12 protein-coding genes, 4 tRNA genes and 1 rRNA gene are annotated in these 16,471 nt (G+C 56.2%); all 17 read right to left on the reverse strand.

Annotation, left to right across the window (positions count from 1 at the left end):
• Positions 1-170: 170 nt before the first annotated feature.
• Positions 171-4,370, reverse strand: coding sequence for a DNA-directed RNA polymerase subunit beta' (gene rpoC, locus ACIPQ1_RS25215; RefSeq protein ID WP_047230482.1), 4,200 nt, complete (start codon positions 4,368-4,370; stop codon positions 171-173).
• 64 nt (positions 4,371-4,434) lie between these two features.
• Complete coding sequence (gene rpoB / locus ACIPQ1_RS25220) at positions 4,435-8,508, reverse strand: DNA-directed RNA polymerase subunit beta (protein ID WP_053125867.1); 4,074 nt, start codon at positions 8,506-8,508, stop codon at positions 4,435-4,437.
• A 220-nt stretch (positions 8,509-8,728) separates the two neighbouring features.
• Positions 8,729-9,094: a 50S ribosomal protein L7/L12 gene (gene rplL, locus ACIPQ1_RS25225; protein WP_025215758.1), complete on the reverse strand. Its 366-nt coding sequence runs from the start codon at positions 9,092-9,094 to the stop codon at positions 8,729-8,731.
• Between the two features lie 78 nt (positions 9,095-9,172).
• Positions 9,173-9,673 carry a 50S ribosomal protein L10 gene (gene rplJ, locus ACIPQ1_RS25230; protein ID WP_047230484.1) on the reverse strand — a complete coding sequence of 167 codons (501 nt, stop codon included), beginning with the start codon at positions 9,671-9,673 and terminating at the stop codon, positions 9,173-9,175.
• Between the two features lie 198 nt (positions 9,674-9,871).
• Positions 9,872-10,567 carry a 50S ribosomal protein L1 gene (gene rplA / locus ACIPQ1_RS25235; protein WP_003186095.1) on the reverse strand — a complete coding sequence of 232 codons (696 nt, stop codon included), beginning with the start codon at positions 10,565-10,567 and terminating at the stop codon, positions 9,872-9,874.
• Positions 10,567-10,998, reverse strand: a complete 432-nt coding sequence (gene rplK, locus ACIPQ1_RS25240) for a 50S ribosomal protein L11 (RefSeq protein WP_003176435.1) — start codon at positions 10,996-10,998, stop codon at positions 10,567-10,569. Before rplK ends, rplA begins: the two co-directional genes overlap by 1 nt.
• Before the next feature lie 117 nt (positions 10,999-11,115).
• Entirely contained in the window at positions 11,116-11,649 is a 534-nt protein-coding gene (nusG, locus tag ACIPQ1_RS25245) for a transcription termination/antitermination protein NusG (RefSeq protein ID WP_003186097.1), read from the reverse strand.
• A gap of 9 nt (positions 11,650-11,658) precedes the next feature.
• A complete protein-coding gene (gene secE, locus ACIPQ1_RS25250; RefSeq protein ID WP_003206102.1) occupies positions 11,659-12,027 on the reverse strand; it encodes a preprotein translocase subunit SecE in 369 nt (122 codons plus the stop codon).
• Positions 12,028-12,072: 45 nt separating this feature from the next.
• Positions 12,073-12,148 (reverse strand) — tRNA-Trp (locus ACIPQ1_RS25255).
• Between the two features lie 53 nt (positions 12,149-12,201).
• Entirely contained in the window at positions 12,202-13,395 is a 1,194-nt protein-coding gene (gene tuf / locus ACIPQ1_RS25260; protein ID WP_003186103.1) for an elongation factor Tu, read from the reverse strand.
• Positions 13,396-13,479: 84 nt separating this feature from the next.
• Positions 13,480-13,555: transfer RNA gene (locus ACIPQ1_RS25265), tRNA-Thr, on the reverse strand.
• A gap of 26 nt (positions 13,556-13,581) precedes the next feature.
• Positions 13,582-13,655: transfer RNA gene (locus ACIPQ1_RS25270), tRNA-Gly, on the reverse strand.
• A 24-nt stretch (positions 13,656-13,679) separates the two neighbouring features.
• A tRNA-Tyr gene (locus ACIPQ1_RS25275) sits at positions 13,680-13,764 on the reverse strand.
• A 142-nt stretch (positions 13,765-13,906) separates the two neighbouring features.
• On the reverse strand, positions 13,907-14,362 hold the full coding sequence (locus ACIPQ1_RS25280; protein WP_446534979.1) for a hypothetical protein: 456 nt from the start codon (positions 14,360-14,362) through the stop codon (positions 13,907-13,909).
• A gap of 7 nt (positions 14,363-14,369) precedes the next feature.
• Positions 14,370-15,119, reverse strand: a complete 750-nt coding sequence (locus ACIPQ1_RS25285; RefSeq protein ID WP_411385778.1) for a pantothenate kinase — start codon at positions 15,117-15,119, stop codon at positions 14,370-14,372.
• Positions 15,109-16,065, reverse strand: a complete 957-nt coding sequence (birA, locus tag ACIPQ1_RS25290) for a bifunctional biotin--[acetyl-CoA-carboxylase] ligase/biotin operon repressor BirA (RefSeq protein ID WP_446534980.1) — start codon at positions 16,063-16,065, stop codon at positions 15,109-15,111. The genes ACIPQ1_RS25285 and birA overlap by 11 nt, the downstream gene beginning before the upstream one ends.
• A 133-nt stretch (positions 16,066-16,198) precedes the next feature.
• Positions 16,199-16,314: ribosomal RNA gene (gene rrf / locus ACIPQ1_RS25295) — 5S ribosomal RNA — on the reverse strand.
• Positions 16,315-16,471: the final 157 nt, after the last annotated feature.

Genomic DNA, 16,471 nt, shown 5'->3' on the forward strand with positions numbered 1-16,471 from the left:
AGCAAAATGGCAGGAACGAATTCCCGCCAAATTTAGGGGATCAAGAGTCTAAAGAGGATCTTGCCCCCAGTCAAGGCAAGGCCCCGACCTCCCCGTCCGCCGGATCTCGACAATTTGTCTCGATCCGCCGAACGGGGCGACCAGGGCCAGGCACTCAATTACCGCAGAACTCAGTTACCACTCGAGTTCAGCGCTTCGGTCAGTGCAGCTTCCACTTCACTGGCGCTTACGCGCAACGGTTTGTCAGCATCACGACGACGCTTGCGCTCGCTGTGATAGGCCAAGCCGGTACCGGCCGGGATCAGACGACCCACGACCACGTTTTCTTTCAGGCCGCGCAGGTAGTCGCGCTTGCCGGTTACCGCCGCTTCGGTCAGTACGCGGGTGGTTTCCTGGAAGGAAGCCGCCGAGATGAACGATTCGGTGGACAACGACGCCTTGGTGATACCCAGCAGCACGCGAGTGAACTTGGAGACGAACTTGTCTTCGGTCGCCAGGCGCTCGTTTTCCACCAGTACGTGAGTCAGTTCCATCTGGTCGCCCTTGATGAAACTCGAGTCGCCGGATTCAGCGATCTCGACCTTACGCAGCATCTGACGCAGGATGGTCTCGATGTGCTTGTCGTTGATCTTCACGCCTTGCAGACGGTAAACGTCCTGGATCTCGTTCACGATGTACTTGGCCAGCGCACTCACACCCAGCAGACGCAGGATGTCGTGTGGATCGCTCGGGCCGTCCGAGATAACTTCGCCGCGATTTACCTGTTCGCCTTCGAAGACGTTCAGGTGACGCCACTTCGGAATCAGCTCTTCGTACGGATCGCTACCGTCGTTCGGAGTAATGACCAGACGGCGCTTGCCCTTGGTCTCTTTACCGAACGCGATGGTGCCGCTGACTTCAGCCAGAATCGAGGCTTCTTTCGGACGACGAGCTTCGAACAAGTCGGCAACACGCGGCAGACCACCGGTGATGTCGCGGGTTTTCGAAGTTTCCTGCGGGATACGAGCGATTACGTCACCGATCGCGATCCGCGCACCGTCCGCAACACCGACCAGGGCGTTGGCTGGCAGGAAGTACTGAGCGATTACGTCAGTGCCTGGCAGCAACAGGTCCTTGCCGTTGTCATCGACCATCTTCACAGCAGGACGGATGTCCTTGCCGGCAGCTGGACGATCTTTTGCATCAAGTACTTCAATGTTGGTCATACCGGTCAATTCGTCGGTCTGACGCTTGATCGTGATGCCTTCTTCCATGCCCACGTAGGTCACGGTACCTTTCATCTCGGTGACGATCGGGTGAGTGTGCGGATCCCACTTGGCCACGATGGCACCAGCGTCGACCTTGTCGCCTTCCTTCACCGAAATCACAGCACCGTACGGCAGCTTGTAACGCTCACGCTCACGACCGAAGTCATCAGCGATGGCCAGCTCACCGGAACGGGACACAGCCACCAGGTGACCGTCGACACGCTCTACGTGCTTGAGGTTGTGCAGACGGACGGTACCGCCATTCTTCACCTGGACGCTGTCGGCCGCGGAGGTCCGGCTTGCCGCACCACCGATGTGGAACGTACGCATCGTCAGCTGGGTACCCGGCTCACCGATGGACTGGGCAGCGATAACGCCGACCGCTTCACCGATGTTCACCTGGTGACCACGAGCCAGGTCGCGACCGTAGCACTTGGCGCAGATGCCGTAGCGGGTTTCGCAGCTGATCGGCGAACGTACGATCACTTCGTCGATGCTGTTGAGTTCGATGAACTCGACCCACTTCTCGTCAACCAAGGTGCCAGCAGGAACGATGACGTCCTCGGTACCCGGCTTGAATACGTCACGGGCGATGACACGACCCAATACGCGCTCACCCAATGGCTCTACTACGTCACCGCCTTCAATGTGCGGCGTCATGACCAGGCCATGTTCGGTGCCGCAATCGATCTCGGTCACGACCAGATCCTGGGCAACGTCTACCAGACGACGAGTCAGGTAACCGGAGTTCGCCGTTTTCAACGCGGTATCCGCAAGACCCTTACGAGCACCGTGAGTGGAGATGAAGTACTGGAGTACGCTCAAGCCTTCACGGAAGTTCGCGGTAATCGGGGTCTCGATGATGGAACCGTCCGGCTTGGCCATCAGGCCACGCATACCGGCGAGCTGACGGATCTGCGCAGCAGAACCCCGTGCGCCCGAGTCGGCCATCATGTACATCGAGTTGAAGGATTCCTGGTCGACTTCGTTGCCGTGACGGTCGATGACTTTCTCTTTCGAGAGGTTGGCCATCATCGCCTTGGAAACTTCGTCGTTCGCCTTGGACCAGAGGTCGATCACCTTGTTGTACTTCTCGCCCTGGGTTACCAGGCCGGAGGCGTACTGACTTTCGATCTCTTTCACTTCTTCGGTGGCAGCACCGATGATGCGGGCTTTTTCATCCGGGATAACGAAGTCGTTAACGCCGATGGAAACGCCGGAAATGGTCGAATAGGCAAAACCGGTGTACATCAACTGGTCAGCGAAGATCACGGTCTCTTTCAGACCCACCACGCGGTAGCACTGGTTGATCAGCTTGGAGATCGCCTTTTTCTTCATCGGCAGGTTGACGACGTCGAAGGACAAGCCTTTTGGCACAACCTGGAACAACAGCGCACGGCCGACGGTAGTGTCGACGATACGAGTGTTGGTCACGCTGCCGCCGTCACGATCGTTCACGGTTTCGTTGATCCGCACCTTGACCTTGGCATGCAGTGCGGCTTCGCCGGCACGGAACACACGGTCAACTTCCTGCAGATCCGCGAACACACGACCTTCGCCCTTGGCGTTGATCGCTTCACGCGTCATGTAGTACAGACCCAATACAACGTCCTGCGACGGAACGATGATTGGCTCACCGTTGGCTGGCGACAGGATGTTGTTGGTCGACATCATCAACGCGCGCGCTTCGAGCTGGGCTTCCAGCGTCAGCGGTACGTGCACGGCCATCTGGTCGCCGTCGAAGTCGGCGTTGTACGCAGCACAGACCAGCGGGTGCAGCTGGATAGCCTTACCTTCGATCAGTACCGGTTCAAACGCCTGGATGCCCAGACGGTGAAGGGTCGGTGCACGGTTGAGCAGCACTGGGTGTTCGCGAATCACTTCAGCGAGAACGTCCCAGACCTCTGGCAGCTCGCGCTCGACCATTTTCTTGGCCGCTTTGATGGTGGTCGCCAGACCACGCATTTCCAGCTTGCCGAAAATGAACGGCTTGAACAGCTCCAAGGCCATTTTCTTAGGCAGACCGCACTGGTGCAGACGCAGGGTCGGGCCTACGGTAATTACCGAACGACCGGAGTAGTCAACACGCTTACCGAGCAAGTTCTGACGGAAACGACCCTGCTTACCCTTGATCATGTCAGCCAGGGATTTCAGAGGACGCTTGTTGGAACCGGTAATAGCGCGGCCACGACGACCGTTGTCGAGCAGTGCGTCGACCGCTTCCTGCAACATACGCTTTTCGTTGCGCACGATGATGTCCGGAGCGGACAGATCGAGCAGGCGCTTCAAGCGGTTGTTACGGTTGATCACTCGACGATACAGATCGTTGAGGTCGGAAGTCGCGAAACGACCGCCATCGAGCGGAACCAGCGGACGCAGGTCTGGCGGCAGAACCGGCAGAACGGTCAGCACCATCCACTCTGGCAGGTTGCCGGAACCCTGGAAGGCTTCCATCAACTTCAGACGCTTGGACAGCTTCTTGATCTTGGTTTCGGAGTTGGTTTGCGGAATTTCTTCGCGCAGACGGCCAATCTCGTGCTCCAGGTCGATAGCGTGCAGCAGTTCGCGGACAGCTTCGGCACCCATGCGGGCATCGAAATCGTCACCGAACTCTTCCAGCGCTTCGAAGTACTGCTCGTCGTTGAGCAGCTGACCTTTTTCAAGAGTGGTCATGCCTGGATCGATAACGACATAGCTCTCGAAGTAGAGAACACGCTCGATATCACGCAGGGTCATGTCCATCAGCAAGCCGATACGGGACGGCAGCGATTTCAGGAACCAGATGTGGGCAACCGGCGAGGCCAGTTCGATGTGCGCCATGCGCTCACGACGAACTTTTGCCAGCGCGACTTCAACGCCGCACTTCTCGCAGATCACACCGCGGTGCTTCAAGCGCTTGTACTTACCGCACAGGCACTCGTAATCCTTGACCGGGCCAAAGATCTTGGCGCAGAACAGGCCGTCACGCTCAGGTTTGAACGTACGGTAGTTGATGGTTTCCGGCTTTTTAACTTCACCGAACGACCACGAACGGATCATCTCAGGCGAGGCCAATCCAATACGGATGGCGTCGAACTCTTCGACTTGACCCTGGTTTTTCAGCAAATTCAGTAGGTCTTTCAAGGCCTTTCCTCCTGGCGGAGCAGAGAGCGGGCAAAACAGCCCCGCTCTCGATTCGCGTCACGTGTTATTCGGTTTCCAGATCGATATCGATGCCGAGGGAACGAATTTCCTTGATCAACACGTTGAAAGACTCGGGCATGCCCGGCTCCATACGGTGATCGCCGTCCACGATGTTTTTGTACATCTTGGTCCGGCCGTTCACATCGTCCGACTTCACTGTGAGCATTTCTTGCAGAGTGTATGCAGCACCGTACGCTTCCAGTGCCCAGACCTCCATCTCCCCGAAACGCTGACCACCGAACTGCGCCTTACCACCCAGCGGCTGCTGGGTAACCAGGCTGTAAGAACCGGTAGAACGAGCGTGCATCTTGTCGTCTACCAAGTGGTTCAGCTTCAGCATGTACATGTAGCCAACGGTAACCGGGCGCTCGAACTTGTTGCCGGTACGGCCGTCGAACAACTGCATCTGGCCGCTTTCCGGCAGGTCTGCCAGCTTCAGCATGGCCTTGATTTCGCTTTCCTTGGCACCGTCGAACACCGGAGTAGCCATTGGAACGCCGCCGCGCAGGTTCTTCGCCAGATCCAGGATTTCCTGGTCGGAGAAGGTGTCCAGCTCTTCGTTGCGACCGCCGATCTCGTTGTAGATCTCGTGCAGGAACTTACGCAGGTCAGCGACCTTGCGCTGCTCTTCGATCATACGGTTGATCTTCTCGCCCAAGCCCTTGGCCGCGAGGCCCAGGTGGGTTTCAAGGATCTGACCAACGTTCATACGCGAAGGTACGCCCAACGGGTTGAGGACCACATCGACCGGGGTGCCATTGGCATCGTGCGGCATGTCTTCAACCGGCATGATCACGGAGACCACACCCTTGTTACCGTGACGACCGGCCATCTTGTCGCCCGGCTGGATGCGGCGACGGATTGCCAGGTAAACCTTGACGATTTTCAGCACGCCTGGAGCCAGGTCATCGCCCTGCTGCAGTTTGCGCTTCTTGTCTTCGAACTTGTCGTCCAGCAGACGGCGGCGATCAACGATGTAGGCCTGGGCCTTCTCGAGCTGCTCGTTCAGAGCATCTTCAGCCATGCGCAGTTTGAACCACTGGCCATGCTCAAGACCGTCGAGGACTTCGTCGGTGATTTCCTGACCTTTCTTCAGGCCGGCGCCGCCTTCAGCCTTGTGGCCTACCAGGGCGGAGCGCAGACGTTCGAAAGTCGCGCCTTCGACAATACGGAACTCTTCGTTCAGGTCCTTGCGGATCTCGTCGAGCTGAGTCTTCTCGATGGACAGTGCACGAGCATCACGCTCAACGCCGTCGCGGGTGAAGACCTGTACGTCGATGACGGTACCCTTGGTGCCGGTAGGCACGCGCAGGGAGGTGTCTTTAACGTCGCTGGCTTTTTCACCGAAGATGGCACGCAGCAGTTTTTCTTCCGGAGTCAGCTGGGTCTCGCCTTTCGGAGTGACCTTGCCCACCAGGATGTCGCCTGCGCCTACTTCGGCACCTACATAAACGATACCGGCTTCGTCCAGCTTGTTCAGTGCAGCTTCACCCACGTTCGGGATGTCCGCAGTGATTTCCTCTGGGCCAAGCTTGGTGTCACGGGCCACACAGGTCAGTTCCTGGATGTGGATCGTGGTGAAGCGATCTTCCTGAACCACACGCTCGGACAGGCAGATGGAGTCTTCGAAGTTGAAGCCGTTCCATGCCATGAACGCGATGCGCATGTTCTGGCCCAACGCCAGTTCACCCATATCGGTGGATGGACCGTCGGCCATGATGTCGCTGCGCTGAACCCGATCACCCTTGCTCACCAGCGGACGCTGGTTGATGCAGGTGTTCTGGTTGGAGCGGGTGTATTTGGTCAGGTTGTAGATGTCGACACCGGCTTCGCCAGTTTCAACTTCGTCATCGGCAACACGAACCACGATACGGCTGGCGTCGACGGAGTCGATCACGCCGCCACGACGAGCCACGACGCAAACGCCGGAGTCACGGGCTACGTTACGCTCCATGCCGGTACCGACCAGCGGCTTATCGGCACGCAGGGTGGGTACAGCTTGACGCTGCATGTTCGAACCCATCAACGCACGGTTGGCGTCGTCGTGCTCGAGGAACGGGATCAGCGACGCTGCAACCGACACAACCTGCTTCGGCGATACGTCCATCAAGGTGACGTCTTCCGGCGCCTTGACGGTGAACTCGTTCAAGTGACGAACCGCTACCAGCTCGTCGATCAGAACTTTCTTGTCGTTCATCGTGGCCGAAGCCTGGGCGATCACGTGATCAGCTTCTTCGATGGCGGACAGGAACACGATCTCGTCGGTGACCAGGGCATCTTTCACCACGCGGTACGGGCTTTCGAGGAAGCCGTACTGGTTGGTGCGCGCATAGGCAGCCAGGGAGTTGATCAGACCGATGTTCGGACCTTCCGGCGTTTCGATCGGGCATACACGACCGTAGTGCGTCGGGTGTACGTCACGAACTTCGAAGCCTGCACGCTCACGAGTCAGACCGCCTGGGCCGAGTGCGGAGACACGACGCTTGTGGGTGATCTCGGACAGCGGGTTGTTCTGGTCCATGAACTGGGACAGCTGGCTAGAACCGAAGAACTCCTTCACCGCCGCAGCCACAGGCTTGGCGTTGATCAGGTCTTGCGGCATCAGGCCTTCGCTTTCAGCCATCGACAGGCGTTCCTTGACCGCACGCTCTACGCGCACCAGGCCAACACGGAACTGGTTCTCGGCCATCTCGCCTACGCAGCGAACACGACGGTTACCCAGGTGGTCGATATCATCGACGATGCCTTTGCCGTTACGGATGTCGACCAGGGTCTTGAGGACCGCGACGATGTCGTCCTTGTTCAGTACACCCGAACCTTCGATCTCGGTACGACCGATACGACGGTTGAACTTCATCCGGCCGACCGCAGACAGGTCATAGCGCTCAGGGCTGAAGAACAGGTTGTTGAACAGGGTCTCGGCGGCATCCTTGGTTGGCGGCTCGCCAGGACGCATCATGCGATAGATCTCGACCAGGGCTTCCAGCTGGTTGCCGGTGGAGTCGATCTTCAGCGTGTCGGAAATGAACGGACCACAGTCGATGTCGTTGGTATACAGCGTCTCGATGCGAACGACCTGGGCCTTGGCGATTTTCGCCAGGATCTCGGTGTTCAGCTCGGTGTTGCACTCTGCCAGGATTTCGCCGGTGGCCGGATGCACGATGACCTTGGCCGTGGTGCGACCCAGGACGTAGTCCAGAGGCACTTGCAGCTCTTTGATCCCGGCTTTTTCCAACTGGTTGATGTGGCGAGCGGTGATACGACGACCCTGCTCGACAATAACCTTGCCTTTGTCATCCTGGATATCGAGGACAGCGATTTCACCGCGCAGGCGCTGAGGCACCAGTTCCAGGCTGAGGTTTTCACCTTGCACGTGGAAAACGTTGGTGGTGTAGAACGCGTCCAGCACTTCTTCAGTGGTATAGCCGAGCGCACGCAGCAGTACCGATGCAGGCAGCTTGCGACGACGGTCGATACGCACGAACACGCAGTCTTTCGGGTCGAATTCGAAGTCCAACCACGAACCGCGGTAAGGAATGATGCGCGCGGAGTAAAGCAGTTTGCCGGAGCTGTGCGTCTTGCCACGGTCGTGGTCGAAGAACACGCCCGGAGAACGGTGCAGCTGGGAAACGATTACACGCTCGGTACCGTTGATTACGAAGGTACCGTTTTCAGTCATCAGGGGGATTTCACCCATGTAGACTTCTTGCTCTTTGATGTCCTTGATCGCTTTGTTCGACGATTCTTTGTCGAAAATGATCAGGCGCACTTTTACCCGCAAAGGTACGGCGTAAGTCACACCGCGCAATACGCATTCTTTGACATCAAATGCCGGTTCGCCCAGGCGATAACCGACGTACTCCAGCGCAGCATTGCCGGAGTAGCTGATGATCGGGAAAACGGATTTGAAGGCCGCATGCAGGCCCACGTCGCGGAACTGATCTTTAGTCGCTCCCGCTTGCAAGAATTCACGATACGAATCCAGCTGGATGGCCAGGAGGTACGGCACATCCATGACGTCCGGCAACTTGCTAAAGTCCTTGCGGATACGTTTTTTCTCAGTATATGAGTAAGCCATCAGCGTTCCCCAGCTTGGTCACCTGCTTGTTTGGCCCCTCCCGACGGGAGCAGCCAGAAAATCGTGCAAACCCCATGGTTTGCGCCACCACATCGGGTGGTTACAGCTCGCGATCAGCACCGACCCAGTCGGCTGCCAATAACGGAAAAAGGCCGGTGGCAAGAGCCACCAGCCATCAGCCTGTCGCTTAACGCTCGGGCTGGAGACGCAAAGTCGATGCTTACTTCAGCTCGACTTTAGCGCCTGCTTCTTCCAGAGTGGCCTTGGCTTTGTCAGCTGCGTCTTTCGATACAGCTTCCAGAACCATGGCAGGAGCGCCGTCAACTACAGCCTTGGCTTCTTTCAGGCCCAGACCGGTCAGTTCACGTACTGCCTTGATCACGTTTACTTTCTTCTCGCCAGCTTCGGTCAGCATGACGTTGAATTCGGTTTGCTCTTCAACAACGGCGGCAGCAGCAGCTGGACCAGCGGAAGCAGCGGCAGCGGAAACGCCGAATTTTTCTTCGAAAGCTTTGATCAGCTCAACAACCTGCAGAACCGACATTTCAGCTACGGCGTTGAGGATATCGTCTTGGGAGATAGACATTACTGTATTTCCTGAATTGGGGGACGGCCTACGCGGCCATCGAAATAAACAAAAAAGCGCGAGAGAAAGTGCTCAGCCTTAGGCTGCGGCAGCTTCTTTTTGCTCGCGAACTGCAGCCAGGGTACGAGCCAGCTTGCTGGTGGCGCCTTGAATCACGCTCATCAGCTGCGAAATGGCTTCGTCGCGGGTCGGCAGTGTTGCCAGTACATCGATCTGATTAGCTGCGAGGAACTTGCCCTCGAACGCAGCTGCCTTGATCTCGAACTTGTCCTGACCCTTGGCGAATTCCTTGAACAAACGGGCAGCAGCGCCTGGATGATCTTTGGAGAACGCGATCAGGGTCGGGCCGGTGAACACGTCGTTGAGAACACTGTATTCAGTGTCAGCAACAGCGCGCTTGAGCAGGGTGTTACGTACGACACGTACGTAAACGCCAGCTTCACGGGCCTCTTTACGGAGTCCGGTCATTGCGCCTACTGTTACGCCACGGGCATCAGCCACGACAGCGGACAGAGCGACTTTGGCAGCCTCGTTGACTTCAGCGACGATGGCCTTCTTGTCTTCGAGATTAATTGCCACGGGTTTAACTCCTGCTTGTTACCGTTTCATTCGATCGAAACCGAATGTCGTTTTGGTGTCTGATTCGGTAAGGAACCGGGAGCACCATCTGCGTAGGCTTGTGGTTTAAGACTTGCGTCGCCTACGGTCTTGGACAGCCCCCGCCAGGCAGGGACCCCAATTTTGTGGTTGGCGCGATTGCTCGTGCCAACCTGAGTCTTACGCGTCGAGCGAGCTCTGATCGATGACCAGACCTGGGCCCATAGTGGTGCTCAGGGTAACGCGCTTGACGTAGATACCTTTCGAAGAAGCTGGCTTGATACGCTTCAGATCAGCGATCAGGGCTTCAACGTTTTCCTTCAGCTTGACGGCGTCGAAGCCGATCTTGCCAACGGAAGTGTGGATGATGCCGTTTTTGTCGGTGCGATAACGAACCTGACCAGCCTTGGCGTTTTTAACCGCGGTGGCTACGTCTGGCGTTACGGTGCCGACTTTAGGGTTAGGCATCAGACCACGTGGACCGAGGATCTGACCCAACTGACCTACAACACGCATGGCATCCGGAGATGCGATCACTACGTCATAGTTCAGGTCGCCGCCCTTCATTTCAGCAGCCAGGTCGTCCATGCCTACGCGATCAGCGCCAGCGGCCAGAGCAGCTTCAGCTGCTGGGCCCTGGGTGAACACGGCAACACGAACGGTCTTGCCAGTGCCGTGTGGCAGCACGGTTGCGCTACGAACGACCTGGTCGGATTTACGTGGGTCAACACCCAGGTTCACAGCAACGTCGAACGACTCGCTGAACTTGACAGTCGACAGCTCAGCCAGCAGAGCGGCGGCGTCTACAAAGTTGTAGGCCTTGCCTGCTTCGATTTTGCCGGCGATAGCCTTTTGACGCTTGGTCAGCTTAGCCATTACACACCCTCCACGTTAAGGCCCATGCTACGAGCAGAACCGGCGATAGTACGCACGGCTGCATCCATATCAGCTGCAGTCAGATCCGCGTTTTTGGTTTTCGCGATTTCTTCCAGCTGAGCACGGGTAACGGTGCCAACCTTAACGGTGTTTGGACGAGCGGAACCGCTGGTCAAACCTGCAGCCTTCTTCAGCAGAACCGAAGCCGGGGTGCTTTTTGTTTCGAAAGTGAAGCTACGGTCGCTGTAGACAGTGATGATCACTGGAGTCGGCAGACCTGGCTCAAGACCCTGAGTACGGGCGTTGAAAGCCTTGCAGAACTCCATGATGTTCACGCCGTGCTGACCCAGGGCAGGACCAACAGGTGGGCTTGGGTTAGCCTGAGCGGCCTTCACTTGCAGCTTGATGTAAGCGGTAATTTTCTTGGCCATGAGGCACTCCAATTACGGGTTCGAACGCCTCGAAAGGCTCCCCGGTTACTTGCGCGTTTATCCCAGTGACGACAAAACCCCACAGCCTAGGGCTGCGGGGTTGGGATGCCTGTTCAATCAGACCTTTTCGACCTGGCTGAACTCTAGCTCTACCGGAGTAGAGCGACCGAAAATGAGCACTGCCACTTGGATCCGGCTCTTTTCGTAGTTAACTTCTTCAACCGTGCCATTGAAATCAGCGAATGGACCGTCGGTGACACGTACAACCTCACCCGGCTCAAACAGCGTTTTCGGCTTCGGCTTGTCGCTACCATCAGCGACACGACGCAGAATCGCTTCTGCCTCTTTATCCGTGATCGGCGCAGGCTTGTCGGCGGTACCGCCAATGAAGCCCATCACCCGAGGGGTATCCTTGACCAAGTGCCAAGTCCCTTCGTTCATGTCCATCTGTACCAGCACGTAGCCCGGAAAGAACTTACGTTCACTTTTGCGCTTCTGGCCATTGCGCATTTCAACCACTTCTTCAGTGGGGACCAGAATCTCGCCGAAGCCATCTTCCATGCCAGCCAGCTTTACGCGCTCTACCAGCGAGCGCATGACATGCTTCTCGTAACCCGAGTAAGCATGCACAACGTACCAACGCTTAGCCACGGGACACCCTTAGCCAACAATCAAGGAAACAAGCCAGCCGAGCAGGGAATCAAGCCCCCACAACAGCAACGCCATTACCAGAACAACAGCCACAACAATCAACGTGGTCTGCGTGGTTTCTTGGCGAGTCGGCCATACGACTTTACGAATCTCGGTGCGAGCTTCCTTAGCGAGTACAAAGAAAGACTTGCCCTTGGCTGTCTGCAGGCCTACAAAGGCAGCTACAGCAGCAATGGCGAGCAATGCTAGTACGCGGTACAGGATCGGCGAAGCAGAATAATACTGATTGCCAACAACGCCAATAACCACCAAAGCGACTACCACTAGCCACTTGAGCAGATCGAAGCGAGAGCCTTGAGCTTCAGCTTTAGGAGTCATCTATGAAGATCCTGTGAAAAGAAAGCCAGACACACCAAGTGAATCTGGCAGGTCAGGAGGGAATCGAACCCCCAACCTACGGTTTTGGAGACCGTCGCTCTGCCAATTGAGCTACTGACCTAAAACAAAATCAGGCCGACCATTATGCCGGCCCGAAAAAGACATTACAACTGTTTACTCGATGACTTTGGCTACGACGCCAGCGCCGACGGTACGACCGCCTTCACGGATAGCGAAACGCAGACCGTCTTCCATCGCGATGGTCTTGATCAGGGTAACAGTCATCTGAATGTTGTCACCTGGCATTACCATTTCAACGCCTTCTGGCAGCTCGCAGTTACCAGTCACGTCAGTTGTACGGAAGTAGAACTGTGGACGGTAGCCCTTGAAGAACGGAGTATGCCGGCCGCCTTCTTCCTTGCTCAGAACGTAGACTTCTGCAGTGAACTTGGTGTGCGGCTTGACGGTGCCTGGCTTGACCAGAACCTGGCCACGCTCAACGTCGTCACGCTTGGTGCCGCGCAGCAGTACACCACAGTTCTCACCGGCACGACCTTCGTCGAGCAGCTTGCGGAACATTTCAACGCCAGTACAGGTCGTTTTCTGAGTGTCGCGCAGACCGACAATCTCAACTTCTTCCTGGATACGAACAATGCCACGCTCAACACGACCAGTCACAACAGTACCGCGACCGGAGATCGAGAACACGTCTTCGATTGGCATCAGGAACGGCTTGTCGATAGCACGCTCTGGCTCTGGGATGTAGCTATCCAGAGTTTCCACCAGCTTCTTGACAGCAGTGGTGCCCATTTCGTTGTCGTCTTGGCCATTCAGAGCCATCAGAGCCGAACCGATGATGATTGGAGTGTCATCACCTGGGAAGTCGTAAGTGCTCAGCAGGTCGCGCACTTCCATCTCAACCAGTTCCAGCAGCTCAGCGTCGTCAACCATGTCAGCCTTGTTCAGGAAGACAACGATGTACGGAACGCCTACCTGACGGGACAGCAGGATGTGCTCACGGGTTTGCGGCATCGGACCATCAGCGGCCGAGCAAACCAGGATCGCGCCATCCATCTGGGCAGCACCGGTGATCATGTTTTTTACGTAGTCGGCGTGACCTGGGCAGTCAACGTGTGCGTAGTGACGCACGGCCGAATCGTATTCAACGTGAGCGGTGTTGATGGTGATACCGCGAGCTTTCTCTTCCGGGGCGCTGTCGATCTTGTCGAAGTCAACCTTGGCCGAACCGAAAACTTCGGAGCAGACGCGGGTCAGAGCAGCGGTCAGCGTGGTCTTACCGTGGTCAACGTGACCAATGGTACCGACGTTGACGTGCGGCTTATTACGTTCGAACTTTTCCTTAGCCATCGAAATCACCCCTAGGAGAAGAATTTAGCGAGTCACACAAGCCATTAAAACAAAGGCAGATATTTGCATATCTGCCTTGTTATATGGAGCTCTTGAGCGGATTTGAACCGCTGACCTCACCCTTACCAAGGGTGTGCTCTACCAACTGAGCTACAAGAGCGAAACACTTTGCACAACCTGCAAACTTGGAGCGGGTAGCGGGAATCGAACCCGCATCATCAGCTTGGAAGGCTGAGGTTCTACCACTAAACTATACCCGCGGAGCTTGCAGCTCACGCTAAAAATGGTGGAGGGGGAAGGATTCGAACCTTCGAAGTCGTAGACGTCAGATTTACAGTCTGATCCCTTTGGCCGCTCGGGAACCCCTCCTAAGCGAGCCGGCATTCTATATCATGCCAGCCTTCTGTCAAGCATTTTCTCATTAAAAACCTGAGGTTAGCTGCGTTGACGTCGCTTCGTACCGCTTACCTTTAAAGGTCTTCGCTGCGAAGCGGGCGCCATTCTATGCAAACTACCCTGCGGGTGCAACCCCCTCGCACGGCATTATTTTATGTTTTAACTCATTGAATTCTTTAGAAAGGTTTTGAAGCAGCGTTTCATTCACCTTTCCCGCGCTTTCCTGGGAAACCTGAACCCAGAACCCTCCACCCTCAGGAGCGCTCTGAGAGCCCGACGCCACGAAGCGACCCAGGACACTCGAAGCCGCCAAACGCTGCTCCAACTGCCTGGCCAGCTCCGGACGGGAAAAACCACCCAGGTAGACACAGGTTTTGGCTATCTCACCGGACTTGGCTGAATCGCGCCTGACAAGGGCATCCGCCGTTTCGCTCAAGAGATGGATATCCTGTTGCGAACCGCGATACAAACTCAGCGGCGTGACATCCTTGGCGCGAAGCGGAGCCTCCTGCTGATGCCAGATGTAATAAAAGACATTCAAAACCAGCAATAACAGTAACAGCCACCGCATAAAGACCTCAAGACAAAGGGCAGGCCATCGCCAAGCCAACAAAAACCAGGTCAGGCACCACCCTGGCATCTGGAACGACCCCGGAAACCAGATTGGCATCTCCTCCTGTAAGAAACACCACGAATTCCTTTCCCCAATATTGCCGCGCCAATTCAAGCTGAGTCAGGACGAACCCCCTGAGCATCAGCATACAACCGCGCTCAACCGCCTCGACAGTCGCACGACCTGGAGCGAGACTCTCATGGGCTCGCTCGGCCGCTATATCGTCATAGCGAATTTTTCGTGTGTGGGTACGCAATTGATTACGCATTAGCGGCATGCCAGGACAAATGAATCCGCCGAGATGCTCGCCATCCGCCGCCACGAAATCAGCAGTAACAGCAGTACCAAAATCAAGGACCAGGCACGCCCCCGAAGCGAGATGAAAACCGCCGAGCAAGGCCAGCCACCGATCGAGGCCTAGCCGTTCGTAATCCTCGTAGCCGTTTTTCACACCTGCCATTTCCCGGGCGGGCACAGCACGAACCACCGACACCCCGAACAGGTCAACCAGCGAAGCGACCAATGAGTCCGTCTCCGCCAAGGTCCTGACGCTAACAAGACGACACTTTCTGAGCTGGAATTTCCCTCCATCACTCAGGCTCGCCAGCAGATCGTCGTCACAGCTGACCACGCCCCCCTCGACCGGCGTTATCCCGTCAGCACGAAGAACACGCCATTTGATAAAGCTGTTGCCGCAGTCAAGCTCAAGAATCATCACGCAACCTCAAACTGAGCTCACCACCGCTAAAGTTCTTTTCCACACCATCTACCTTCAAACGCAGCGCACCCTGGTGATCAATGCCCAGCACAATGCCGTCAATTTTATTAACACCTGCAATCAGAGATACAGCTCGGCCTTGCCAAAGGTGGTACTGCTCCCATTCCGACTGGATCGCAGTAAACCCCGATGCATGATGACGCTCCAGATACTGCTGTAGCTTCGCACCCAATCGCGCCACCAGCTCATTCCGATCGAAATCCCTGCCCGCCTCAAGGCACATGGACGTCCACTGCTGATCGACCTCATCAGTTGCTTGCATGTTCACATTAACCCCTACGCCCAGGACGACATGGCAAACATCAGCAGGATCTCCAACCAATTCAAGCAGAATGCCCGCAATCTTTTTCTCACCCACCAGGACATCATTGGGCCATTTCAGTCCTGCCCCCGCGATGCCCATGTCGCGCAAGACATGCATGACAGCGAGCCCGACAACCAGACTCAGACCTTCAATTTGTCGCATGCCGCCGTCAATGCGTAACACCAGGCTGTGATAGAGATTTTCAGCAAAGGGACTGACCCACTTACGACCACGACGACCGCGCCCCGCTATCTGTCGCTCGGCCAAAACCAAGAACGGTGCTGCTCCGCCACGTTCAATGCAACGCAGCGCCTCGGCGTTAGTGGAGTCGATAGAGTCAAATATATGGACAGGCCACTCAGGAAGGCCTTTTGCGCGGATTTCTGCCGCATCCAAAAGCAATAGGGGCTTCGCCAATTGATACCCCCTACCTCGAACTTTATGCACAGACAATCCTAAATCCGCCTCCAAGTGCTGTAGCTGCTTCCATACAGCACTGCGACTGATACCCAGTGCAACACCCAGCGCCTGCCCCGAATGAAAGCGGCCATCCTTCAGAAGTTTTAGCAACGTGAGCATGCGGACTGCGCCCTGATAATGAGGCCCGCATGATAGCCATGCGCAAGACGGTTGCATAGAAACAGAAAATGACTTTCCTGCGGGCAAAACAAAACCCCTACCTGCATCAGCAGATAGGGGTTTCGGAATTTAATCTTGACGATGACCTACTCTCACATGGGGAAACCCCACACTACCATCGGCGATGCATCGTTTCACTGCTGAGTTCGGGATGGGATCAGGTGGTTCCAATGCTCTATGGTCGTCAAGAAATTCGGGTACCGAGTCGTGGCCTGTTGGCCGCGCTTCAGCAAATTGGGTATGTGATAGCGTCGGTGTTTTGTGAGATTCGAACTTTCGGTTCGTTTCGTCTTCACACACCGCAATCTGGTGCTCTTTCGAGTCAGCAAATTGCTTGGGTGTTATA

The organism is Pseudomonas sp. LARHCG127 (assembly GCF_052871455.1).